Raw genomic sequence first — 23,064 nt, 5'->3', positions numbered from 1 at the left:
TTGAGGGGCTGCCTACTCAAGTAGTAGGTGGCCCCTCTTCGTTGAGGGGAGAGAGCATTGAGGATCTACCGCCACAACGTGGCAGGCGAAACGGTTACGGTCTACGTCCCCCAGGATGAGCGGGACCTAGAGCGCTTCCGGGATTGGGTGCTCACGGCTCGCACCCGTGGACCTATCGCGCTGGACACAGAGACCACTGGACTTGATGTGTTCGGCGCTAGCTACCGTCTCCGCACCGTTCAGTTTGGGGACGAGCGGGAAGCGTGGGTCATTCATTGGGAGCGCGGGGGAGCGTTCCGCACTTCGGCGCTTTGGGCCCTTGAGGTAATCGAGCGGTTCCGCATCCATAACGCCCCGTTTGATTGGCTCGTGTTGGACCGACACGCGGGGGTGTCGCTGGAATCGCTCGCACCCCGGACCGTGGACACGAAGCTACTTGCCGGGCTCGTGGACCCCCGGCAGCCGCAAGAGGGCGGCATTGGGACCGGCCTTAAGCCGCTCAGCGCGTACTACGTGGACCCCACGGCCCCGGACACTCAGGGGGACCTTACGGCGGTCTTCCGGTCCCTTGGCCTCACTAAGGCCACCGGGTGGGCCGGAATCGATTTGGACCACCCAACGTACAACTTGTACGCGGGACTTGACGTGATCCTCACGAGCCGCATTGCTCCGGTGCTTGCCGCTGAGCTTTCGCGGCTAGGGGTGCGTGACGTGCTCGTGCAGTACGAACACGAGATAGCGCGTATCTGTGCGGTCATGCAGCGAAAGGGCATGATCCTTGATGAGGACTACGTGCGCACGCTGTCCGGTCTGCTCAGGCAGGAAGAGGACGAGTACACGAAGGTTGCCGCCCGGTACGGGGTGGAGAACGTGAACTCAACTCGACAGATTGCCGAAGCGCTCATTGGCATGGGTGAGACGCTGACGGAGCGCACGGCGTCCGGTGCTCTCAAGGTGGATAAGGCGGTCTTGCTCGCTCTCGCTGACATGTCTATGCAGTGGGAGCGGCTGAACACGCGAACGCCGAACCCTCTTGCTGACGCAGTGCTCAGAAGTAAGCGCGCGGGGAAGTGGTGCACCGCTTACGCGGATACCTTCCTTGAGACCGTGGACGAGAGCGGACGCATTCACCCGTTCATCAATTCCATGCAAGCCCGCACGGGTCGTATGTCGATTACCCGTCCGGCGCTTCAAACGCTGCCGTCTTCGGATCAGATGGTTAGGCGTGCCCTCTTGGCCGAAGAGGGTCACGTCATGGTGTCCACTGACTTTGCCGCCGTTGAAATGCGCGTCCTTGCCGCTCTCGCTGACGTAAAGCGAATGAAGGAAGCCATTAGCACCGGACAGGACTTGCACGATTTCACGGCCCGTCTCGTCTTCGGGGAAGGGTTCACCAAAGCTCACCGCAAGCTCTGTAAGGGCGTGGGTTTTGGAAAGGTGTACGGCGGTGGTTCGGCCACGATTGCGAGGCAGACCGGCGCACCTATGGACGACGTGCAACGGGCCATTGCTGCGTATGACCGGGTGTATCCGGAGATCAAGCGTGCGTCCGCTCGTTGGCAGCGTGAGGCGTACCAATCCGGCATGGTCCATGTGTCGGCAACGGGTCGGCGTCTTCCGCTGGACCGTGACCGTACGTACGCGGTAGTTAACTACGCGTGCCAGAGTGCGGCTCGTGACGTGTTGGGCCAATCCATGCTGAACATGGAAGAGGCCGGACTACTCGACTACATGCGGTTGCCGATTCATGACGAAGTGTTGTGCTCGGTTCCCGCGAACGAGGCTGCCGACATTGCCCGCGAAATTGAGCGGTGCATGACGTTCGATCTGTTCGGCGTTCCGATTGAGGCGGAAGCCGAGATTGGCAAGCGCTCGTGGGGGTCTCTGTACGGGGCCGACTACTAATCTCATCCTGTGACGTGGGTCACGTTCTACTGACTACATGGTGTCGTTACCGAAACACGGTGCGTTCACCTACTCAAGTAGTAGGGCGTGACCCCGGTCACATACTCAAGTAGTAGGTGCTCCGGAACCTGACGTTCCATCCAAGATCAAACTTTGCATTTCACGGATACAGGCCCGTTACAGAGAACTAGACTCCATAGTTCCGAAGGATGACGCGCCCCCGCACCTTCGATTCGTAATTGATCATCCCGCGACACCCCGCCATTGGGCCGCTGGCATATGCATTGCCACCTACTCAAGTTCGTCTTAGGTTCACATCAGCAACGACGAACGGCCCTGATCAAGCCCCGTCACGCATCCCCGGATGGGGCTTGGTTGGTACGTCTCGACTCTCGTTGTCCGTGGCACCGCCATGCCTGATTCAAGGTGTGACCTAGCTCACATGATCTAGCGGCCAGTTCGGCCCCGTTCGGGAATCCCTTGCGCTCCAGCGCAACCAGGAACCCACGAACGGAGCACGAACAATGCTGAACCTCACCGAAGCGCAGATTGCCGCCGCCAAGAACAACGATGCTGCGGCGGTCGCTCAGGTGGTGGCGGAGACGGACGAGCGAGTCACGCAGCTTGCCCGCAAGTACGCGACTACGGGCGGCTTCACCGATTACGCGCTCATGGATGATCTCGCGCAGACCGGCCGCATTGAGCTTTGGCAGGCAATCGCGCGCTTTGAGGGTGAGAGTGTCGCGCAGTTCTTCACGTTCATTGACCGCACCCTCAACGGCGTCATGAGCAACGAGCGGCGCGCACAGACCCGGCACGGCGTCTCTGAGTCCATAGCCAAGGAATTTGAGCGCGCGCTCACCATGGCGAACGGCGACCCGTACGAGGCGGAGCGCATAGCCGCTGACGCTGAGCACATGGGTAAGCGCCGGATGAGCGAAGAAATGGCGTACGCCGCTCGTCTGTCGTGGCAGGGGCTTGACTCGCTGGACACCCGGGCCACCACGGACGACGAAGACGACACCACCATTGGTGACCGTCTGCTCTCGACTATCGGTCTCCCGGATGACCTCATTGAGCCCCGGGACATTGAGACCGCCCGGCAGCGGGACACGCGCCGGAACGTTCATGACGCGCTCAACAAGATGGGTAAGAAGAGCGCTGACATTCTCCGTGGGACGTACGGCATTGCCCCTGCCCCCATGGCGTTCGGTACGGAAAACGAAGACTTGCTTGCCGATTGGGTCGGCATGGCTAAGTCCCTCGTCCGGCAGAACCGCTCTAAGGCCAAGACTCGATTCCGTGACGTGTACCTCAAGGGTGCGAACGCGTAAGCGGCTGGAATCCCTTCCCCTCAAGTCCAAGCAGAGACCGAAACAAGGAGAAATCCAGTGCGCAAGTTCACCACCACCAACGGCCACATCATCGAGACCACCCCCCGGGGTCACCTCGTGGATATGCACATCAAGACCGCCACCGGCCGGACCGTGGCAACGGTCGTAAAGACCGTGGACGAGGCGTCCGCCATGCTCGCCGGACTCAAGGCGGGTGCCTGAGTGCCGGGCGTCACGGGACGGGCCCCGTGGGACAGAGAGCGCTACCCCTGCCAGTGCTGCAACGAGCCTGCCGAAGTGTGGGTTGCAAGTCCGACCATTCCCCCTAAGGAGAGAGCCGAAATGCTGAACGTGACCCGAGAGACTAAGGCCACCATGAACGGCGCGGTTGGCCGCGTGATCGGTTGGCACAACGACAAGGAAGTTAGCCACCTTTCGCTTGCCATCCCGGGGGACCGGGCCAAGCTCACCCCGGCTCAGGCTAAGGCGCTCGCAAAGTGGCTGAACGAGACTGCCGACGCGATTACCGGCGCTGAGGTGACCGCGCGGGCAAAGGTGCTGCGCGACCGTATGAGCGCCTACGGGGTGCCCCGTTGGTGAACCTTCCGGAGTTCAAGCCACCGGCCCTCAGTGGTCCGGCCCTGAGGGCAGCGGAGTACGTAGCGGAACGAGCGGATATCTACCGGGCCGCTCGTGCCCTACTCGACTCGTACGAGTGGGACGGGGACCTAGAGCCTTTCGACGTGCTAGGCGTCGCTCAGTTCCTCGCAGGTGACACAACCGAACAGTGACCAAACAAGGACCGGTCACCTACTCAAGTAGTAGGGGCCGGTCCTTTCGGTTAAGGAGAGAGCACGAATGAAGGTTGACGTTCTCGCGCGCACAATCCTTGATTGGCCGCTCATGGAAGACGCGTACGGATATGACGCGTACGGGCAGGGGGCCAAGAGTGCCGACGCTCTAGCGGAAGCCGCCGGGCGCATCTGCTACAAGAGCTTTCATCGGCCCAACCCGAAGACTGCCGCGAACGCTGACTATCTCGCGAACATCCTTCGGCAGGGTCATTACTCGGTACTTGAACACTCGTCGGTCTCGTTCCTCGTACGGGGCGTGTCGCGTGCGTTGCTCGCTGAGCTGACCCGACACCGCCACCTGAGCTTTTCTGTCGTCTCTCAGCGGTACGTGAACTATGCCGAGACTGAGCCGGTGATCCCCCCGGCTCTTGCCGACAAGCCGAACGCCACACGGGCCGTAGAGGGTGCGTACGAAGACGCGCTTGCCATGTACGAGGTTCTTACCGAACGGCTCACGGCAGCCGGTCTCAAACGCAAGGAAGCCCGCGAAGCGGCCCGGTGCGTACTGCCGAACGCTGCCCCCGTGGACATGGTGGTTACCGGCAACCTGAGGGCGTGGCGTGACGTTCTCGGCAAGCGCCACCACGTGGCCGCAGACAAGGAAATCCGAGAGTTCGCCGGTCTCATCCTGGGGCACCTTCGGGCCGTTGCTCCGAACAGTGTTCAGGACGTGCCGGAAGCGCCTTACGGAAGTGAGGGCGAGTGAAGTACCTAGCCGTTCCCGTGGCGATTGTGCTACTGGCCCTTTCGCTCTGGACGTGGAATTCCGCTCCGTGCGGTCTCTGGGAATTCTCAAAGGCGGGGGAGATGCCCGCTCGTTGTCTGGCAAAGGAGTTCAACAAGTGAGCATCTACTACGCGCCGGAAGACTTCGGCGGCAAGATCCTTGGTGACGTGGACACCATCGGCGGTTATGAGTTCAACATGATTGCCGTATTCCAGCGCACGGAAGACGGGGCGCTTTTCTTCGACACCGATTCGGGGTGCTCGTGTTTCTCTCCGTTTGAAGATTCCCGGTGGGAGAACATGACGCCGATTCGCACCGGCTCTTGGTTTGCGGGGCAGGCTCGTAAGTGGCTGCGCGAGCAGTACGGCACGGACGCTGACGACAGGGACGGCGTGGAAAAGCTGATTCGGCTTGTGCGCCGTGAGCTGGACGCGCCTAAGGGCGGTGACCGTGGCTGACGTGACTTACACCGTGCGCCCCGGGCTCGTGGACGGATGGGACCTCATCAAGGTCAACCGCATTGGGCAGGGGTGGGCACTGACCACGTACAAGAACCGGGCCGTTGCCGATTTCGTGGCGGACATACTGAGGCACGCGGACCGCATGGACGAGGGGGCCAACGAGGGTGAGTGAGCGAGAGATGAACCGGGGCGTTGTCTACACGAGCGCTGAGGCTCAGGCGACATGCACCCGGGACGGACGGCCCACCGTGACGGTTAAGGCCACGTTTGCCCACGAGGGTTACTCGAACACTGAGGTTCTGCACCTTGACTACCGCGCCGCCATTCAGCTTTGGCGAGAACTGAGCGACCACGTATGAGCCGACCCGACTTCGATTCGTACTACCTAGCCGGGGCTCGTTGGGCAGCTACCCGGGCCGACTGCACCCGCGCTCAGGTGGGGGCAATGCTCGTGTCCCGTGAGCACCGGGTAACCCCCGGGTACAACGGTCTTCCGTCCGGCATCCCCGGGTGTGCCTCAGCGTCCAACTGCCCACGGGGCAAGCTGAGTTCGGACGAGTGCGAGCCTGACAGCAACTATGCGAACTGTTCCGCGAACCATGCGGAGTACAACGCGATAACCCGCGCTCGTCCGGAGGATCTACCCGGGGCCACGCTCTACGTGACGCGCACCCCGTGCCCTCAGTGCTGGACGCTCATTGAGTCCGCCGGGCTCGCCCGTGTGGTGACCCCGGAACGCAAGTACCGGCGTCCGTGACGTTGACCCCCTGCCCCTGTCCGGGGTGGGGGGTTTCGTCCGTTCGGTACCTACTACTTGAGTAGGTGCTACGGCTGCCGTAACCTCGTCCTTGTAAGCACACACCGACCCGAAGGGGACACCATGACGAACCGGCCGAAGACCCGGGCGGCAAAGCTCATCAAGGCGGGGGATTGGGTGGAGTTCGGCAACCTCGCATGGCTCGCCGGTGAGCCGTGGCAGGAAGACGGAACCGTGTTCATTCCCTTTGGCTACACGGTGGAAGAGTTCCGCCCGAACGAGCGGCTGACCATGCATTACGACGACTGAGCACCACAAACGGCCCCCGCCTAGGCGGGGGCTTTTTTGTGTTTCCGGGCACTCAGAACTTGCGCGGTAGGGGGTGACCCCGTATGGTCACGCACGTAAGCAAGCAACGACGAAGGGGCGGACATGATCAACGGGACCACGGTTAAGGCGCACACCGGAAGCACCAAGTTCGGTACGTACAAGGTGGTTACCGGGGTCATCCGTGAGTACGTCCGCCGGGACATTGGCCCGAACCACTACACCCTTGATGTGGTGATCATTGACGCTGAGGGCGTTGAGTACGTGACCGGCAAGGGCCGGATCATTGAGCGGGTTGAGCCGGTCGCCCCCGCCAAGCCTGAGCCGGTCGCCCCCGCCAAGCCTGAGCTTGTGTCCACGGGTGCGGGCCCTGAGCCCAAGGGGATTGAGTTTGAGCAGGTGACTTGCGGGCGTTGCGCGGGCATGGGTCGCCGGTCGGACCGGGGTTGGGGCCCGAATCACAAGGGCATCTGCTACCGCTGCCACGGCGCGTGTGTGGTGGACACGGCCAACGGCTACCGGGCCCGCATGGCGTTCTACAAGATGCGTGATGCGCGGCTTGGTGCCACGTGGGGTGAGCTTGCCGACGGGGAGGTTTTCAAGTACGAGGGTCGTTGGTACGCCAAGGGTGATCACCCGTCGCTGATCCTGCTTCCCGGCACCCTCGTTCACCGCCACCACGGGGCCACTACCCGGAAGATGTGGCGGGAGATTGCCCAGCGGTACAAGGGGGCAACCCTCACGTTCTGAGACCGCCCACCACCTAGGCCACCTACTCAAGTAGTAGGTGGCCTTTTCGTGTTTACCGAATTGTTACTTTACGTGTACGTGCCACCTACTACTTGAGTAGTTGATCTTCCATCAATGTAATTCAGCTCTCAACTGCCAAGCCATGTACGAAAGTTGAATGTTGAATACTCCGCGAGTAGTAGGGGGTTGTCCTACTGGGGGCGCGAATATCCGCCTTGATAGTGACCCCGGGGGCCGATGATGTGGCCAAGAACACGAAGCAAGCTAGGAACATGCCTCTTCCGCCCTATGACGTAGAACTCACCGTCACAATCCCCGTGGTCAACGCGGGTGGACACATCGAATACCGCACGTGCTCAGCCCTTGATGGGCTCGCAACGACCGATGGCATAGCCACATGGCGAGACCTTACGGTTGTGCTCAAGGCTCACAGTTCCGCCGTTGCTCAAGTGATCGGCGGACACCGACACCGGGGGTTCCGCATGGCTGCCCGGGGTGTCCTGTCTCGGCGGTTGCTGGGAGTCGCTGAGTGGGGGAAGTCGCGCGAAACCGGATCGCTCGTCCCCCGGATGCTGTGGACAGCGGAAGGACTGTTCCCTTTGAACCCGTGGGGGGCGGGTCCGGTGACCCCTCTAACCGGCCTCAGCCACGTGACCCCGGTTGCAAGCTGACCCGAAACGGAATGACAACTTCCACTTAGTTAGGTCCCTGCCATGTCGCGCAATTCTCGCGTCGGAAAGGTCGCTGCGGTGCTCGGTACCGCAGCCACCTTTAGCGTGCTCACGACAATGACTGTCTTTGCTCAGCACAGCTATGCGCCGGAAGAGCGGACGCCCCCTAGCACCCGCACGGAAGAGGTAGCGGACGACGAGGGGACAGGGCAGGCAGACAGGGCGACCACCCAGGAAGCCAAGACGGCCCGTCAGAGCGCGCCTAAGCCCGCCCCGGGGGCTTCCCGGGCCACCGGGTCCCCGCGCCCCTCAGAGAGCCCCACACGGACCCCTGAGCCGTCCGAGAGCGCGAGCACCCGCAAGCCCGCCAAGCACGCCAAGACCTCACCGACCCCCACGCCGACCCCCACGCCGACGAAGCGGCCAAAGTCCCTCGTCCGCAAGGGCGTTGAGTACGTGTTCCCCTCGTCCAAGGATCTGCCGGACTGGGCTTGGCCCGTGGTCTACAAGGTGGGCGACCGGAGCGAGCCGGGCACGGTCGTACATGCGCGCATGGACGCCGGGCGGCTCGTGCTCAAGACGAAGGTTCATGCCAGCAAGGACAGCAAGGGCACCGGAATACTCGGCGGGCTCTTCGCTGCCTACCGGGCGAGCGAACCCACGCCGACCCCCGACGAGGGGGCCACGGTAGACGTGACCGTTGTGGTTGAGGACCCGACCCGGGCAACTCTCTTCACGCCTACGGCCGTTGAGGTCACGGCCACCAACCCGGAGACGGGGGAGACCGCTAAGCGTGAGGCCCGGGTGATCCGGCCGGACATCGTGGACGTGGTGGCCGACATGGCGGTTACGGACGCCGTGGACGAGGCGGACGACGAGGAGGGGCACGCCTAACCCGTAGCCTGCCCGTGTGCGGATCACATGGGCGATTGAGGGGCACGGCGTAGGCAGTGCCGAAGCGGACGACGTAGACGGGGCTGCAAGGGCTCTGGCGGGTGCTGTGCGGGTCGCGTACGAGCGACACGGCCCAAGCGTGCAAGCACACGTTCTGACAACCCTTGTGGCCCCTTTGCGCGTCCAGCTCGTCACGGACGGCCGGACGGCCGTAGAACGTGGTGACGAGTGGTCAACTTCCATGGGCGGGCTTTTCGTCACTCTCTACCCGGACGCATAGGCGCACGGCTACCTTTGGTGCTATGAGCGCGCCTACGAGAACGCCGAAGCGGGATGTTCCCCCCATTGAGGGCAAGATCAAAGAGGAACGGTGGGGGAGTGTCGGCTTTCGGCTTGCTGACCCCGAATCCCCCGCCCTTTGCCGGGAAGCTGCCCGGGACATGCTCAAGCGGTTTCAGCTCACGTGGATTACGGACCTCGTGGACAACGTGTCCGTGATCGTTTCGGAACTCGTGACGAACGCTTGCAACCACGGGGGAGACGCATTCCCCGCCGGGTCGCTGACCATGTGGCACCCGAACAAGTGGCTTGTGATCACCGTGCACGACAAGAGCCCGTACATTCCGTACCGCGAGACGTTCCGGCACGGGGCCGACCCAAACGGGTTCGCATGGGGCGTGGACACGGCGGACGCCATGGCAGCCGACGAGATCGAACAGCAGGAATGGAGCGCGGAGAGCGGGCGTGGCCTACAGCTCGTGCGCGCGCTCGCTGCGGAGCACTGCGGCTCACTGGATTGGGCCCGGGACCATGACCCCGTGACGCACGGCAAGGTTGCCCGGGTGCGCATGTTGCTCCCCAACGTCCAGTGGCCGCACACCTTCCGGGACCCGTGGTCCGGCCGCACCGTCACGGGACGGCCCCGTACAAGCCTCAGGGACAACACGCCTGCCGACGAGCGGGCTTGGCATGGCTAGCCGGTGCGCCCCTCGTCGTGGCGCTGACCAGCGAAAAAGCCCCTTCCGGTACCCCCGGATTGGGGCTTTCGTCGTTGGTGAGTCATGTTGACATAGTCAGTCGACCTGGAGAACGCGCTGATGGCGCACGAGTCCCTGCTCGAGGCCGCCGTCGTGGCCGTCACCGACGAGAAGTGGGGCGAACGCCCGCTGGCCGCGGTCGTCTTCAAGGAGGGCACCGAGCCCGTCACGTACGAGGAACTGCGCGGCTTCCTCGCGGAGACGATCGCCCGCTGGCAGCTCCCCGAACGCTGGGTCACCCTCCCGTCCGTACCGAAGACGAGCGTCGGCAAGTTCGACAAGAAGGTGCTGCGCGGGCAGTACGCGGCGGGGGAGCTGGAAGTGACCACCCTGTGAGCGCACTCGGGTGTGTGGGCCTCCCACACACTCGAGCGGTGGCCGTCCCACACAACCCAGCCGTGCCCCGGCGTACGGGGCGCGCACGCACGCCGGTAGTCCGGTGGTGCGCCCGCGCGCGGGCGCACCCGTTCAGTTCGCGCCGATCTTCGTCAGCAGGTCGACGATCCGCGCCTGTACCTCCGCGTTGGTGGAACGCTCCGCCAGGAACAGCACCGTCTCGCCCGAGGCAAGCCCGGGCAGCTCACTCGGGTCCAGGTCGGCCGAGGTGTAGACGACGAACGGAGTGCGGTTGAGCATCCCGTTCACCCGCAGCCAGTCGATGATGCCCGCACGGCGCCGCCGCACCTGCATCAGATCCATCACCACGAGGTTCGGCCGCACCTGCGCCGCGATGTTCACCGCCTCCGAGTCCGTCGGGGCGTGCGCGACCCGCATTCCGCGCCGCTCCAGCGTCGCCGCGAAAGCCGCCGCGATGGCCTGCCGCTCCTCGACCAGCAGCACCCGGGGCGGATGCTGCTCGCTGTCCCGCGGCGAGAGCGCCTTGAGCAGCACGGCAGGATCGGCGCCGAACGCCGCCTCCCGCGTCGCCTGCCCCAACCCGGCCGTCACCAGTACCGGAACCTCGGCCGCCACCGCAGCCGTCCGCAGGGACTGCAACGCCGTCCTGGTGATCGGCCCCGTCAGCGGATCGACGAACAGCGCCGCCGGGTACGCCGCAATCTGCGCGTCCACCTCCTCGCGCGAGCGCACGAGAACAGGACGGTAACCCCGGTCGGACAGCGCCTGCTGCGTGGAGACGTCCGGCTCCGGCCAGACCAGCAGCCGCCGCGGGTTGTCCAACGGCTCGGGCGGCAACTCGTCGTCCATGGCCTGCGGCGCACCGCCGGGACCACGGCCGTCCGTCACCGCGACGGGACTGTCGGGGCCGTCCAGCGGCTCCGGGCCCTCCGCCACGTCCTCGCCGCCCGCCGGAGGGTGCGGCGGCTGCTGCTCGTACGCGCCCGGCAGCGGCCCGGGAAGAGACGACTGGGGCTGCTGCGGCCGCTGCTGAGGCCGTTGCCGAGGCTGGGGCAGCGGCTGGTGCTGTGCCGCGGCTCCCCCCTGAGGCGGTGCCGGAGCGGGGGCGGGATCCGCGACCTGGCCCGGGCCCGTGGCCCGCGGCTGCGGCCCCGGAACCTGCGGCTGCGGTCCAGGGCCCTGCGGCGGTTGCGGCCCCGGACCCGGCTGCTGGGCTCCGGTGCCCGGAGCGGTCGGCGTGCCCGGCCGTGCGACGCCCTGCGCCGTGCCGGGGACGGCGACGTCCCAGGACGGGGCCTCGCCGGGGCCGCCGCTCGGGTGCTGCCCGGCCTCCGCGGGGAGCGGTCCGCCGCCCGCGGCCGTCCACGGGGTGCCCTGTTCAGGACCCGCGGCTCCCGGCCCGGGCGTCCAGGTCTCGGGCGGCGCGGGGTGGGCAGCGGGCTGCGGCTGCCCCGCCTCCGGCGGCCCCGACTCAGGCGGCCCCGACTCAGGCTGGGCGGGCCCGCCGTGCGAACGCTCCTGCGGGGTGGCCAGTTTCCGGCGGCGACCCGAGCCGGGCGGGGGCGCGGGGGTGGAAGGGGTGGACGGTATGGCCGAGGAAGCCGACGGTGTCGAGACCTGCGGGCCCGGCCACTGCTGCGCCGCCTGCTCCGCGATGCGCTCGGTGAACGGCACACCCTGACCCAGCGTCCGCACGCGCGGCCCGTGGTCCGCCTCCCCGTACGCACCGGGCCGCGCCCCGTGCGTCTCCTGAGGAGGCTGGGACGGCTGAGGCGGCTGGGGCTGTTGCGGAGGTGAACCGCCACCCAGGATCGGGCTGGCGGCGACCACCGAGTGCTCAGCGCGCCGGGACCGGCCCCCCTCAGGGGCGCCCTCGGCGTCCGCGTCGTCCTCGACCCGGCTCGCGGCGGCCCCCGCCGGCTCCTCCGCCGCCTGCTGACCACCGGAGCCCGGCACGGCGACCTCCGGGACGGCGGCCCCCGGTGCGGTTGCCTCGGGAGCGGTTGCCTCGCGTGCGGGGGGCGCCGTCGCCGGGGCGGAAGCGTCCGGAGAAGGGGTGGAGGCATCCGGAGAGGGGGCGGCTGGGAGCGCGAACGGGGCGTGCCGGGGCCCCTGCTGCGCCTCCGCCTCCGCCTGCGCCCGCGCGCGAGCCGCGGCGATGCGCCGCGCCCTGCGCCCGCCACCGGCAGGCGACAACTCCCCCGCCTCGGGTCCGGCTGCCGCCTCTTCACCGGCGAACTCGTCCGCGACCCCCGCGGCGGGCGGCGGAGACCCCGGATACGGGACCTCGTCGCTACCGACATCCATGCCGGCGGGGGCCTGGGCGGCCGCCCCCTCAGCGGGCTCGGCCAGTGCGCGCCGGGCGCGCCGTCCCCTGGTCTGGGCGGGTACGGGCGGCAGCGCGAGAGGGCCGGCGGCGTCGCCCGCCTCGCCCTCGGTGCCGACGGCGGACTGGTCGGGCAGTTGTTCGTCCGGGCTCGGCCGGCCGCGCCGCCGTCCCGTGGGCCGGGGCACGCCCGGCGCGGCGTCGTCGTACGGACCGTCGAACGGCTCCTCGAAGGGACCTTCCTGCGCGGGGACGCGCGCCCCGGGGACCCCAGGGGCACCAGGGACTCCACGGGCGGCGACGGAAACGGCCCCCGCGCCGGCCGAGGCGCCGGCCTCGGCGGACGCGTTCGGGTCGGTCCGTGCTCCCGTATCGACCGACGCGTTCGGGCCGTTCGGGCCCGTCGGCGCACTCGGATCGGCCGCGGCGTCGGCACCCGTCCGGGAGTCCCAGCCGGGGGGCGTGGCGGGCCCCGGGCCGGAGCGCGGATCGGCCGGCGCGCCGGGCCCTGCGGCGGGGGCGCCCGACGGGCCGGGGTACGGCTCGCGCCCCGGCACCCGGACCGGGCTCAACTCGGACTGCGCGCTTGCGCCGACGCGGTCGTGCGCGGACGGTTCGCCGGGCGGCAGGGGACCGCCGCCGGGTGGCAGGGGACCGCCGCCGGGCGGCGTGGACGGCCCGGGCCCCAACTCGAGGCTCTGGCGGGGGTCGGGTACGTGGCCGCGCGCGCTCGCGCCCCGCCGTGGATCGCGTACCGGCTCCAGGGCGGCTGCCGGAGCCCGCCCACCCTGCTGCTCCCTGCCCGCATGGGTGTCCCCCGCGGCGTCCGGAACGGCGCCTTCGGCCGCCGGCTCCGGGAAGCGCGACGGCTGCCGCGGCTGTTCCGCACCACCTGGTGCGCGGTCCGTGTGCTGATGCGTTGCCGGGGCACTCTGGTCGTGTCCGTCGTGTCCGTCGGTGCCGCGCACCGGCGCCGCCGGCATGGGCATGACCGTCGTTTCGCCGTGTTCGGTGCCCTGCACGACGCGGGGCACCCCGAAACCGCCCTCACCGCCCCCGGCGGCCTGTTCCTGGACGCGCCGGCCCCCTCTGGCGTGACTGCCGCCCCGGCCGGCGCCGGCGGTACTGTCCGATCCACCCGGGCCGGTCGCACCGCCCGCGCTCCTGTCCGCGGTACCCGTACTCCCCGTACCGTCCGTCCCGCCGCCGCGGCGGGCGCGGGTGCCGGACGGGCGTGCCGTGTTGCCGACCGCCTGGACCGGGACCTCCAGCACGTACGCGCTGCCGCCCGACGAGCCGGGAACCTCGTGCGTTTGCAGCACCCCGCCGTGCTGCGCGACGATGCCGCGCACCAGCGGCTCGTGCACCGGACTCCCGCCGCCGTACGGGCCGCGCACCTCGATGCGGACGACCTCGCCGCGCTGGGCCGCGGCGACCACGATCGTCGGATCAGCGCCGGCCGGCGGCGCGGACTGCGCACGCCCCGTCGCGTCCACCCCCGCCACGTCCGCGACCAGGTGCGCCAGCGCGACAGCGAGGCGCTCGGGATCGACCTCGGCCTCGATCGGCGGCGCGTGCACGGCGAACTGGGCGCGCCCGGGCCCGATCAGTTCGATGGCGCCCTCGACGCCCGCCGAAACGACCGCGTCCATGGGGACCGGCTCGGTCCTCAGCCGCTCCTGCCCTGCGTCCAACCGCTGGTAGCCCAGGACGTTGTCGAGAAGCGTCGTCATCCGGGCGTAGCCCGCGGAAAGGTGGTGGAGGATCTGGTTCGCCTCGGGCCACAGCTGCGCCGCCGGATCGGACGTCAGGGACGCCAGCTCCTCACGCAACTGTTCCAGCGGCCCGCGCAGCGATTCCTCCAGGACGGCCCGCAACTGCTTCTGGCGCGCGGTGACCGCGTCGTACGGACGGCGGTCCGCGAACGTCAGCACCGCACCGACCAGCTGATCGCCGTCCCGTACCGGGGCCGTCGTCATGTCGACCGCCACCGCGCGGCCGTCCTTGGCCCACAGCACCTGCCCCGCCCGCACCCGGTGCTTGCGGCCCGAGCGCAGGGTGTCGGCCAGCGGAGTCTCCTCGAACGGCAGCGGCGCCCCGTCCGGACGGGAGTGGTGCACCAACGGGTGCAGCTCCTGACCGCCCAGATCGCTGGCGCGGTAACCGAGCATGTGCGCGGCCGCGGGGTTGACGAGGACCACGCGGCCGGCGGTGTCCACCCCCACGACCCCCTCGGAGGCGGCACGCAGGATCATCTCGGTCTGCCGCTGCTGGCGCGCCAGTTCCGCCTCGGTGTCGAGGGTGCCCGTCAGATCCCGCACGACGAGCATCAGCAACTCGTCGCCCGTGTACCCGGCGCCTCTGGGATGGTCGGCGAACGCCGCGTCGATCGCGGAGGCGTAGGGCGTCCGTCCGTCCTCGAGGTTCGCGCTGGTCACCTCGACCGGAAACTCGGTGCCGTCCGTGCGCCGCGCGACCATCCGGGTCGGCTTCTGGCGGCCTTGCGCCTGCTCGGTCTCGTCGGGGCGGCGCATCGAGCCCGGAATGCGCTTCGAGTCGAACTCGGGCAGCAGGTCGAGCAGTCCGCGCCCCACGAGCGCCGTCCCCGGCGTCTCGAAGGCCTCCAGCGCGATGGCGTTGGCGTTCACCACCGTGCCGTTGCAGTTCACCAGGAGCAGCGCATCGGGCAGGGCGTCGAGTATGGCGGCGAGGCGAGCAGCGCCTCGGGATGGCCTGCTGCTCACGGCGACAATTCCCTCCTGCTGACCTCACGTGCTCGTGACCTTCCGCCCGTTTCTTCCCTGTTGGTCCGGTCAGGTCACGGCTGCCAGTCTGCCGGTCGCCCCGGGCGTGTCACTAGGGGGAGTCTACGGGCCGCGGTGGTGGGCGCGGCGGCGGATGCACGGGACCCACCCGTGTCCCGCACAAGGACCGGCCGCGAAGCCCTCACGGCCGGCCCGGCCGGAACCGCCGAAACGTCGGGCTGTGGAACGGCGGCTGCCGCCCGCGCGGACCCCGGGCGGCCTGTTCGGAATCCCGGACGGCCTGTACGAGGGGAATCCTGGACGGCCTGTACGAACGGCCTGTACGAGGGGAGCCTCAGATGGTCCTCACGAGTGAGGGGCTGAGGCGGTCCGCAGGGGGGGGAGGGCGTCGGCACGTGGGACGTTCTCAGGCGGTCCGCGGGAGCGCGGGTACGAGGCTGTTCCACCGGTCGACCTCGCAGCCGTTGGCCCGCTTGAACCTGGCGTCGACGTCGCGGCCGTGCCAGGTGCCCGTCACCCGGGCGGTCGCCGGACCGCCGTAGACCAACGTGCACGTGGCGTCGGCGGACACCGGTTCGAAGGGTTTCTTGCCCTGCGAGGTCGCCCGGTCGAGTGCCGCGCAGGCCTGCCGCGGCGAAGGGTGATCCCCGCCCGCGGGATGGCACCGCAGCGTGTACGACCCGTCGTGCGACGTACCGCTGTCCGACACGGTGAAGGCGAGCTCGTCGGCGGGCCGGGTCGCGGCGGACGCCTCCGGGACCACCGCCGGGGCGCCGGAGAGCGCGCCCGCGAGGAAGAGGAGAGCGGCCGCGGTGGACACCAGGGCGGCCGGCGTGAGAGCAGTACGACACGGCATGGGATGACTCCGGTGAGTGAGGAGCGCCCGCACTGCTGACGGGGCGCGCGGTCCTTTGGGGTGAGAGGGAAGGGGGGCGCCGCGAGTACGCCCCCTGTGGGTTAACGCCGCCCCGGCCGCCCCGTTGCGCCCCGGAACCCGTCCGGGCGCGCGCCGTCCGAGCGCTGCGTCCGGGCGCCGGCCGGACGCAGGGGAGCAGGCGGAGCAAGGGGACCGGCCCCACGCTTTGCCCAGGGGTCCGCCGACCGAGTACGGTAGGGGCGATTGGAGACAGCCCCCGAGGCTGTGCCATCATCAGCACACACCTCGTCCGCCTCTTCGGAAGCGCCGAGTGTGTCTGGAGGCTTCGCCTAGTCTGGTCTATGGCGCCGCACTGCTAATGCGGTTTGGGGTGATCCCCCATCCCGGGTTCAAATCCCGGAGCCTCCGCTTCTGATCCGCAGCATGATCACCGAAGCCCCGGCCCCAGGCCGGGGCTTTCGTCGTGTGCGCCGCGTGCGTGTGCCGTGTGTGCGCCGTGCCGTCCACCGCACCGCCGCACCGTTTTCCGCCTGGATCCGCCGTTTCCGCAGGTCAGGGCGGCTGTCCTCAACGGATTTCGCCTCCGGCCGGAGGTCATGTAATGTTGTTCCCGCAACGCCGACCGGCAAGAGAACAGCCGGACAGCAAGCGCTCGTAGCTTAACGGATAGAGCATCTGACTACGGATCAGAAGGTTGCAGGTTCGAATCCTGCCGAGCGCGCACACCAGGTAAGAGCCCCGCTCCGGATCATCGGAGCGGGGCTCTTTCGCGTCGTACGGCGGCGCGGGGTCCGGTTGCGGAGGTTGTGCGCTGGCGGGGCTCAGTCCGTCACGCCCAGGTCCTCACGCATGAGGCGGCGCATGGCGGCCAGTTTGGGGTCACCGTCGGCGGTGAGGGTGTGGCGGACCGACTCGGCGTCCTCCCCTTCGAGGGGGCGGCCGCGGTCGATGCGTTTGACCGCTCCGTCGGCCTCCGCCAGGACGCGGTTGGCGGCGCGGGACGCCTCCAGTACGCGTTCGGGGACGATCATCTGGGCTTCCGCGTAGCGGTCCCGGTATTCGAGGCGGGCCTCTTCCAGGGCTGTGCGCTCGTGGTCGGTGTAGACGCCGTCGCGCAGGCGGTGCAGGGCGTCCTTGAGGAGGGTGCTGAACTGGCGGGAGGCGCGGTTCATCGACGTGTAGGCGGCGCGGCGCTCCTCGAAGCGGCGGAGCCGTTCGGTCTCGACCCGTTCCTCCGCGCGCTGGCGTGCGGATATGCGCTGGGTGAGTACGGGCGCGAACAGGGTGCCCAGGACGCCGACCACGGCCGTGATCATCGCTGCTACGACTGCTGTCACAGGGAGACTCTAGGCCGCCCCGTTCCAGTGCCGTCGGTGCTGGCGGTGCCGTCAGCGCTGTCGGTGCCTCGGTGCTGGCGGTGCCTTCCGGTTCCGGGTGCCGCTACGAGCGCCCGGGCCGGCCGCGTACCGAAGGGCGCTCCCGCTCGTTCTCAGCGGAATCACAGATTCCGCAAAGAGTCCTCTCACGCTGTTGCCCGATGGTGGTGGGATGAGCCGGAGCGGAAGCAGCGCGGCCGCGGCGCCGCGCGTACAGCGACACGGGTACGGGACGGACGCGGCGCGCGGGGCGCCTCCGGCCGGCGGGGCGGGCGACGCCCGCACGGCGCGCACGGCGCACGGAGCGCGCGAACGCGTCTGTGCGAGCAGCCGTTTGCTCGTCGTCGGGGATCTGTCGCTGGACGAGGAGACGCGGGAGGTCTGGCGCGGTGGTGACGCGATCCGGCTGACCGCGACCGAGTTCCAGTTGCTGCGCTTCCTGATGCGCAACCCCCGCCGGGTGCTGAGCAAGACCCAGATACTCGACCGGGTGTGGAACGACGGGTTCGGTGTGCCCGGCGACCGCGCGAACCTCGTCGAGCTCTACATCTCCTACCTGCGGCGGAAGGTGGACGCGGGGCGTGAGCGGATGATCCACACCCGGCGGGGCGCGGGCTACGTCCTCAAGCCCGCCGAGAAGCCCGCGCAATCTGTGCGGTAGCCGGGGTCAGTCCTTCGAGTAACTCACCGCGCGGTGCCCTCCACAGCGCACCTCCTCACCAGCGTCCACCCCGGCGCCCTTCCTCGGTGCCCGCCCCGGATCCGGTCCCGGCCGGATCCGGAATAGCGGTATTCGGGTTGCCGAAGGCGGATGAGGGGGCGGATACGGATTAGCATCGAGGGGGTAACGGTCCGGGTTCCCCCGGGCTGTTGCCGCCCCGTTCCGCCCCTGAGACCGGCTCTGGGCCGGGCGGCCCACGAAGGAGGGCGTGCCATGAGCGACGGCAGCCGCACGAGCCGGATGCGCAGGACCAGCGTGTGGCTGGAGGAGCGGCCCGAGGTGCGCCGCAAGGCGTCCGGTGCGTCGCAGACGGAGGGGCTGGACCGGGAGAAGATCACGGCGGCGGCGGTGCGGTTGCTGGACACCGAGGGGCTGGCGAGGTTCTCGATGCGCCGGCTGGCCGCGGACCTGGGCGTGACGGCCATGTCGGTGTACTGGTACGTGGATCGTAAGGACGATCTGCTCGAACTGGCGCTGGACGCGGTCGAGGGTGAGCTGGAGGTGCCGGACGCGGAGGCCGAAGGCGCCGACTGGCGTGAGCAGTTGCGGCAGGCTGCGTTCGCGCTGCGCGGGCTGCTGCGCCGTCATCCGTGGGCTTCGGGCACGTTGGGCAGCTTCTTGAACGTCGGGCCGAGCGCGATGGGCTTCCAGCTGGGGGTGCGGCGGGTGCTGCTGCGTTCCGGGCTGCCCGAGCAGCAGGCGGACGGCGCGCTGGCGGCTCTCTTCTCGTTCGTCTACGGGCACGCGGCCGTCGAGGAGAGCTGGAACCGCAGGTGCAGCGAGGCGGGGGTCAGTTCGCAGGACTGTTTCGACGCGCTGCGTACGGCGCTGGGGGCGCGTCCCGAGTACGTGGCCGGTGCGGAGGCCGTGCGTCCGGTGGCGGAGCGGGACTTCGGTGTCGCGCTGGACTGCGTGATCGCCGGTATCGAGGCCGGAACGCGAGGAGGGCGTGGTCCGGCCCCGCAGGGCCGGGCCACGCCCGTGATTCCGCCGCAGCCACCCTCCCCCGAGGACCGGTGAGGACCGTTGAAACGGGTGCGGACCGAGTTCCGGGGACCGGTGAGGTGGCCGGCGGGGAATCGTGAGACCCCCTGCCGGCCGTGGGCCGTCAGAACGGCAGTGAGTCCCCCTGGACGGCCTGGATGTCCAGGTCGACCCTGAGGGTGGTGCCGACTGCCGCGATGCCGGCCTGGAGCACCTGGTTGTAGTTCATCGCGAAGTCCGAGCGCCGCAGTTCGGCGGTGGCGCGGAACGAGGCCCGTACGCCGCCCCACGGGTCGGGCCCGGTGCCCAGGTAGGTCAGGTCCAGGTCCACGTCGCGGACGACACCGTGCATGCCGAGCTGTCCGTGCACCGTCCACCGGTCGGGGCCTGCCACGTCGACGCCCGTGCTCCGGTAGGTGATGTCCGGGTAGGTCTCGATGTTGAGGAAGTCCCCGGAGCGCAGGTGCTGGTCGCGCATGTCGTTGCCGGTGTTGATGGACTCCGCCTTGATGACGGCTTCCACCGACGACTTCTCCGAGTCCTGGGCGATCTCGATGCGGCCGCCGAACTCGGTGAACCTGCCGTGCACGCTGGTCATGCCCAGGTGCTGGGCGCTGGCGGCGACCGTGGAGTGCATCGGGTCGATCGTCCAGGTGCCGGGCGGCGGCAGTTCGACGCCGCCCTGCCGGGCGAGTACCAGGGTGCCCAGGTCCGCGCGCCCTGAGGCGGTGACCATCGCCGTGGAGGCGGCCGGTGCGTAACCGACGGCCGTGGCGATCACCGTGTACGGGCCCGCGGGCAGCGGCTCCGCGCTGCGCACGAACCCCTCGTCGTCGGCCTCGGCACGCAGGACCTGGTTGCCGGTCATGTCGGTGACGGTCAGCACGGCGTGCTGCACCGCCCAGCCGTCCCGGGTCCGCACCCGTGCGCGAACGCCGCCCCCGCCGGCGCCCGTCCCACCGGCGCCCGTCCCCGGGGCGCCTGCCCCCGGGACACCCGTCCCGGGGACACCTGTCCCGGGGAGGTCGGCGCCGTGGGCGCCGTCTGCTCCGCTTGCCCCGACTGTCATGTCTTCCTTGCTCCTTCTCGCATACGACGGGCCCCGGCGCCTCGGCGGCGGGCCGTCCCTTGCCCGCGCTCGCGCAGTGCGGTTCGCTGTGCGGTCGCAGTGCGGTTCTCCGGGCGGCCGGGGCCCTTCCCCGGGCCGGTCCCGACGGCGCGCGCTCCGCTCGATGACGCGCGCCGTCCGGACCGGGGGGTCACTCGTCCGGGTGGTGCAGTTCGATGTCGTACGCGTCCACTCCGGGTCCGGCCACGCGCAGCGCGTTCGCCTGGGGCGGGTACCCGCTGGCGATGACCGAGTAGTCGCCGGCGTCCAGGTCGGTGAAGGCGTAGGCGCCGTCCTCACCGGTGGTGGACGTGGCGATGACGTTGCCGGCGGCGTCCACCAGCGTGACCCGCGCGTCCTGCAACGGGGCGCGGTGCGCACCCGCGCGCACGGTGCCGGTCACCCGGGCCCCGGACGCCAGGTCGATGTCGAGCCGGGTCACGCCCTGGCCCTGCACCTCGACCGGGACCGCGGTGGGCCGGTAGCCGCCGGCGTTCACGGCGAGCGTGAAGGTGCCGGTGACCAGCTCGTCGAAGCGGTAGTCGCCGGAGTCGCCGGTCACGCCGGTGGCCAGCACCTCGCCGCGCACGTCGGTGACGACGACCATCGCGCCGCTCACCGGGGCGCCGTCCGCCAGCCCGCGCACCTGGCCCGCCAGGCCGCTGGTGCCCGACAGCAGCAGGTCGTGGCTGAGAGGACCCTCGCCGATCACGATCGTGGACGCCTGCGGCTGGTGGCCGTCGGCGGCCGCGATCAGGACGTACGAGCCAGGCCCTGGCGCGTCCAGCCCGTAGGAGCCGTCGGCGTGGGCGACGGAGCGACCGAGCTGCCGTCCGCTGAGCGAGATCAGCGTGACCGCCGCGCGGGCGACACCGATGCCGTCGGCGTTGCGTACGGTGCCGTAGACCCCGTAACCGCTGGTGGGTACCGGAGCCGGGGACTGGGCTGTGGCCATGGATGCGTACTCCCTGAACTGCTGAGTGTCGCCCCCCTGTGGTGCGGACTGCGGCTGGGCGACAGCGGCCGGTGCGGCCTGCGGGCCGGCCATCGGCTGCGGTGCCGTGCGCTCGACGGCCGGTGTCTCGGCCGGCTGTGCGGAGACCCCCGCGGAGGCCGTCGCCATGGCGGGCTGCCGTGCGTCCTCCTCGTCCGCCTCGTTGGCCGAGGTGGTGCGCAGCGGGACCTCGCGGATGAACAGCACGCTCAGCAGCGCCAGCAGCGCGACCGGTGCGGCGAACAGGTAGATGTCGCCGATGCCGTGGCCGTAGGCGCTCTCCACGACGGTGCGCACGGGGCCTGGCAGCTTGTCGACCTCGGGCAGCGCGCTGCCGCCTCCACCGGTGGAGCCGCCGGTCGCGCCGGGCTTCATGCCCAGCTTGGCGAAGCCGTCCTCCATGTAGTGGGTGATCCGGGTGGAGAGCACGGCGCCGAGCGCCGAGACGCCGACCGCACCGCCCAGGGAACGGAAGAAGTTCACCGTGGAGCTGGCCGCGCCCAGGTCATTGGCCTTGACCTGGTTCTGGGTGGCGAGCACCAGGTTCTGCATCATCATGCCGACGCCGAGTCCGAGCAGCGCCATGAAGATCGCCAGGTGCCAGTACTCGGTGTCGTAGCGCATGGTGCCCAGCAGGCCCATGCCCGCCGTCATCAGCACACCGCCGGCGATCAGGAACCGCTTCCACTTGCCGGTGCGGGTGATGATCTGGCCGGAGATGGTGGTGGAGACGAAGAGTCCCGCGATCATCGGGATCGTCATGACACCGGCCATCGTCGGCGACTCGCCGCGCGCCAGCTGGAAGTACTGGCTGAGGAAGACCGTCGCGCCGAACATCGCGATGCCGACGAACAGCGAGGCGACGGCTGCCAGGGTGATCGTGCCGTTGCGGAACAGCCGCAGCGGAATGATCGGCTCCTTGGCCTTCGACTCGACGAGCACGAACAGCAGTGCCAGCACGATGGCGCCGCCGACCATGGCGTAGGTCTGCCAGGAGACCCAGTCGTACTTGTCGCCCGCGAAGGTGACCCACAGCAGCAGGGTGCAGGCCGCGGCGGCGACGAGGAACGCGCCGAGCCAGTCGACCTTGACGCCCTCTCGCTTGATGACGGGCAGCTTCAGCGTCTTCTGCAGCACGATCAGCGCGATGATCGCGAACGGGACACCGACGTAGAAGCACCAGCGCCAGCCGAGCCAGCTCGTGTCGGTGATCACGCCGCCGAGCAGCGGACCGCCGACGGTGGCGACGGCGAAGGTGGCGCCGAGGTAGCCGCTGTACCGCCCGCGCTCACGCGGGGAGATCATCGCGGCCATGATGATCTGTGCCAGGGCGGACAGCCCGCCCATTCCTATGCCCTGGACCACACGGAAGGTGATCAGCATGCCGGGGTTCTGCGAGAGACCCGCGCCTGCCGAGGCCAGGACGAAGACGATCAGCGCCACCTGCACCAGCAGCTTCTTGCTGGTGAGGTCGGCCAGCTTGCCCCACAGCGGGGTCGAGGCGGTCATCGCCAGCAGCGATGCCGTCACCACCCAGGTGTAGGAGCTCTGGCTGCCGTTCAGATCGGCGATGATCTTCGGCAGGGCCGTGGAGACGATCGTCGACGACAGGATGGCGACGAACATGCCGAGCAGCAGCCCGGAGAGCGCCTCCATGATCTGCCGGTGTGTCATCTTCGGTGTGCCGTCGGATGCCGGTGCGGCAGTGGTGCCCGCACCCGGAGCCGGGGCCTGGGCCTGGCCGCCGACTGCGTGTCCGTGAGCCGCGTGTCGGGCCCCGCCGCCGGCCCCTTGCACGGCGTCGCGGGGCCCCCCAACCGGTGGCTGGGGTCGGGTTGTT

18 protein-coding genes, 2 tRNA genes and 2 pseudogenes are annotated in these 23,064 nt (G+C 69.0%); 17 read left to right on the top strand and 5 right to left on the bottom strand.

The features are described from left to right. The first annotated feature begins 57 nt into the window (after positions 1-57). From DQ392_RS17985 to DQ392_RS17920, 13 genes and pseudogenes are all read left to right on the top strand, one after another. Complete coding sequence (locus DQ392_RS17985; protein ID WP_114016659.1) at positions 58-1,905, top strand: DNA polymerase; 1,848 nt, start codon at positions 58-60, stop codon at positions 1,903-1,905. A gap of 524 nt (positions 1,906-2,429) precedes the next feature. Further along, positions 2,430-3,239: a sigma-70 family RNA polymerase sigma factor gene (locus DQ392_RS17980; protein ID WP_114016658.1), complete on the top strand. Its 810-nt coding sequence runs from the start codon at positions 2,430-2,432 to the stop codon at positions 3,237-3,239. A gap of 57 nt (positions 3,240-3,296) precedes the next feature. After that, on the top strand, positions 3,297-3,461 hold the full coding sequence (locus DQ392_RS34495) for a hypothetical protein (RefSeq protein ID WP_181856479.1): 165 nt from the start codon (positions 3,297-3,299) through the stop codon (positions 3,459-3,461). A gap of 120 nt (positions 3,462-3,581) precedes the next feature. Further along, the gene (locus tag DQ392_RS17975; RefSeq protein ID WP_114016657.1) at positions 3,582-3,839 is read left to right on the top strand and encodes a hypothetical protein; all 258 of its coding nucleotides are present in this window, start codon (positions 3,582-3,584) and stop codon (positions 3,837-3,839) included. A gap of 258 nt (positions 3,840-4,097) precedes the next feature. After that, the gene (thyX, locus tag DQ392_RS17970; protein ID WP_114016656.1) at positions 4,098-4,799 is read left to right on the top strand and encodes an FAD-dependent thymidylate synthase; all 702 of its coding nucleotides are present in this window, start codon (positions 4,098-4,100) and stop codon (positions 4,797-4,799) included. A 136-nt stretch (positions 4,800-4,935) separates the two neighbouring features. After that, positions 4,936-5,277, top strand: a complete 342-nt coding sequence (locus DQ392_RS17965; protein ID WP_114016655.1) for a DUF7574 domain-containing protein — start codon at positions 4,936-4,938, stop codon at positions 5,275-5,277. Beyond that, positions 5,270-5,452: a hypothetical protein gene (locus DQ392_RS17960; RefSeq protein ID WP_147266546.1), complete on the top strand. Its 183-nt coding sequence runs from the start codon at positions 5,270-5,272 to the stop codon at positions 5,450-5,452. The genes DQ392_RS17965 and DQ392_RS17960 overlap by 8 nt, the downstream gene beginning before the upstream one ends. 183 nt (positions 5,453-5,635) lie before the next feature. Further along, complete coding sequence (locus DQ392_RS17950) at positions 5,636-6,037, top strand: deoxycytidylate deaminase (protein WP_114016652.1); 402 nt, start codon at positions 5,636-5,638, stop codon at positions 6,035-6,037. 123 nt (positions 6,038-6,160) lie between these two features. Then, on the top strand, positions 6,161-6,346 hold the full coding sequence (locus DQ392_RS17945; RefSeq protein WP_114016651.1) for a hypothetical protein: 186 nt from the start codon (positions 6,161-6,163) through the stop codon (positions 6,344-6,346). Between the two features lie 123 nt (positions 6,347-6,469). Beyond that, complete coding sequence (locus DQ392_RS17940) at positions 6,470-7,114, top strand: hypothetical protein (protein WP_114016650.1); 645 nt, start codon at positions 6,470-6,472, stop codon at positions 7,112-7,114. A 1,169-nt stretch (positions 7,115-8,283) separates the two neighbouring features. Continuing rightward, positions 8,284-8,679 (top strand): hypothetical protein, encoded by a 396-nt coding sequence (locus DQ392_RS17930; protein WP_114016648.1) that lies wholly within the window; start codon positions 8,284-8,286, stop codon positions 8,677-8,679. A gap of 302 nt (positions 8,680-8,981) precedes the next feature. Beyond that, complete coding sequence (locus DQ392_RS17925) at positions 8,982-9,656, top strand: ATP-binding protein (RefSeq protein WP_114016647.1); 675 nt, start codon at positions 8,982-8,984, stop codon at positions 9,654-9,656. A gap of 96 nt (positions 9,657-9,752) precedes the next feature. Then, positions 9,753-10,052: pseudogene (locus DQ392_RS17920) on the top strand (AMP-binding enzyme); the annotation flags it as partial. 132 nt (positions 10,053-10,184) lie between these two features. Here DQ392_RS17920 and DQ392_RS17915 read toward each other — a convergent pair. Then, complete coding sequence (locus tag DQ392_RS17915; protein ID WP_114016646.1) at positions 10,185-15,143, bottom strand: PAS domain-containing protein; 4,959 nt, start codon at positions 15,141-15,143, stop codon at positions 10,185-10,187. Between the two features lie 427 nt (positions 15,144-15,570). Then, positions 15,571-16,020 carry an SSI family serine proteinase inhibitor gene (locus tag DQ392_RS17910; protein ID WP_114016645.1) on the bottom strand — a complete coding sequence of 150 codons (450 nt, stop codon included), beginning with the start codon at positions 16,018-16,020 and terminating at the stop codon, positions 15,571-15,573. A 339-nt stretch (positions 16,021-16,359) separates the two neighbouring features. Here DQ392_RS17910 and DQ392_RS17905 point away from each other — a divergent pair. Next, positions 16,360-16,449 (top strand) — tRNA-Ser (locus DQ392_RS17905). Positions 16,450-16,689: 240 nt separating this feature from the next. Then, a tRNA-Arg gene (locus DQ392_RS17900) sits at positions 16,690-16,762 on the top strand. A 100-nt stretch (positions 16,763-16,862) separates the two neighbouring features. Here the strand turns inward: DQ392_RS17900 and DQ392_RS17895 are convergent. Next, the gene (locus DQ392_RS17895) at positions 16,863-17,378 is read right to left on the bottom strand and encodes a hypothetical protein (protein ID WP_114016644.1); all 516 of its coding nucleotides are present in this window, start codon (positions 17,376-17,378) and stop codon (positions 16,863-16,865) included. A gap of 364 nt (positions 17,379-17,742) precedes the next feature. Here DQ392_RS17895 and DQ392_RS17890 point away from each other — a divergent pair. Both DQ392_RS17890 and DQ392_RS17885 read left to right on the top strand, forming a co-directional pair. Then, positions 17,743-18,078, top strand: a pseudogene (locus tag DQ392_RS17890) (winged helix-turn-helix domain-containing protein); the annotation flags it as partial. A gap of 273 nt (positions 18,079-18,351) precedes the next feature. Beyond that, positions 18,352-19,158, top strand: a complete 807-nt coding sequence (locus DQ392_RS17885; protein ID WP_114016643.1) for a TetR/AcrR family transcriptional regulator — start codon at positions 18,352-18,354, stop codon at positions 19,156-19,158. Between the two features lie 88 nt (positions 19,159-19,246). Here the strand turns inward: DQ392_RS17885 and DQ392_RS17880 are convergent, their stop codons facing one another. Beyond that, positions 19,247-20,191, bottom strand: a complete 945-nt coding sequence (locus DQ392_RS17880; RefSeq protein ID WP_245981624.1) for a YceI family protein — start codon at positions 20,189-20,191, stop codon at positions 19,247-19,249. 190 nt (positions 20,192-20,381) lie between these two features. Beyond that, positions 20,382-22,898: an MFS transporter gene (locus tag DQ392_RS17875; RefSeq protein WP_245981622.1), complete on the bottom strand. Its 2,517-nt coding sequence runs from the start codon at positions 22,896-22,898 to the stop codon at positions 20,382-20,384. Between the last annotated feature and the right edge of the window lie 166 nt (positions 22,899-23,064).

The organism is Streptomyces reniochalinae (assembly GCF_003323735.1).
Taxonomy (GTDB): domain Bacteria; phylum Actinomycetota; class Actinomycetes; order Streptomycetales; family Streptomycetaceae; genus Streptomyces; species Streptomyces reniochalinae.
Note: the sequence above shows the minus strand (reverse complement) of the source record. Positions and strands in the feature narration are given on the sequence as shown.

What these genes read in the sequence shown, in the direction of transcription:
- thyX (WP_114016656.1), top strand. Translation starts at nt 4,098, where the DNA reads ATGAAGGTTGACGTTCTCGCGCGCACAATCCTTGATTGGCCGCTCATG.
- DQ392_RS17925 (WP_114016647.1), top strand. Translation starts at nt 8,982, where the DNA reads ATGAGCGCGCCTACGAGAACGCCGAAGCGGGATGTTCCCCCCATTGAG.
- DQ392_RS17910 (WP_114016645.1), bottom strand. Translation starts at nt 16,020, where the DNA reads ATGCCGTGTCGTACTGCTCTCACGCCGGCCGCCCTGGTGTCCACCGCG.
- DQ392_RS17945 (WP_114016651.1), top strand. Translation starts at nt 6,161, where the DNA reads ATGACGAACCGGCCGAAGACCCGGGCGGCAAAGCTCATCAAGGCGGGG.
- DQ392_RS17975 (WP_114016657.1), top strand. Translation starts at nt 3,582, where the DNA reads ATGCTGAACGTGACCCGAGAGACTAAGGCCACCATGAACGGCGCGGTT.
- DQ392_RS17940 (WP_114016650.1), top strand. Translation starts at nt 6,470, where the DNA reads ATGATCAACGGGACCACGGTTAAGGCGCACACCGGAAGCACCAAGTTC.
- DQ392_RS17980 (WP_114016658.1), top strand. Translation starts at nt 2,430, where the DNA reads ATGCTGAACCTCACCGAAGCGCAGATTGCCGCCGCCAAGAACAACGAT.
- DQ392_RS17885 (WP_114016643.1), top strand. Translation starts at nt 18,352, where the DNA reads ATGAGCGACGGCAGCCGCACGAGCCGGATGCGCAGGACCAGCGTGTGG.
- DQ392_RS17950 (WP_114016652.1), top strand. Translation starts at nt 5,636, where the DNA reads ATGAGCCGACCCGACTTCGATTCGTACTACCTAGCCGGGGCTCGTTGG.
- DQ392_RS17880 (WP_245981624.1), bottom strand. Translation starts at nt 20,191, where the DNA reads ATGACAGTCGGGGCAAGCGGAGCAGACGGCGCCCACGGCGCCGACCTC.
- DQ392_RS17875 (WP_245981622.1), bottom strand. Translation starts at nt 22,898, where the DNA reads ATGACACACCGGCAGATCATGGAGGCGCTCTCCGGGCTGCTGCTCGGC.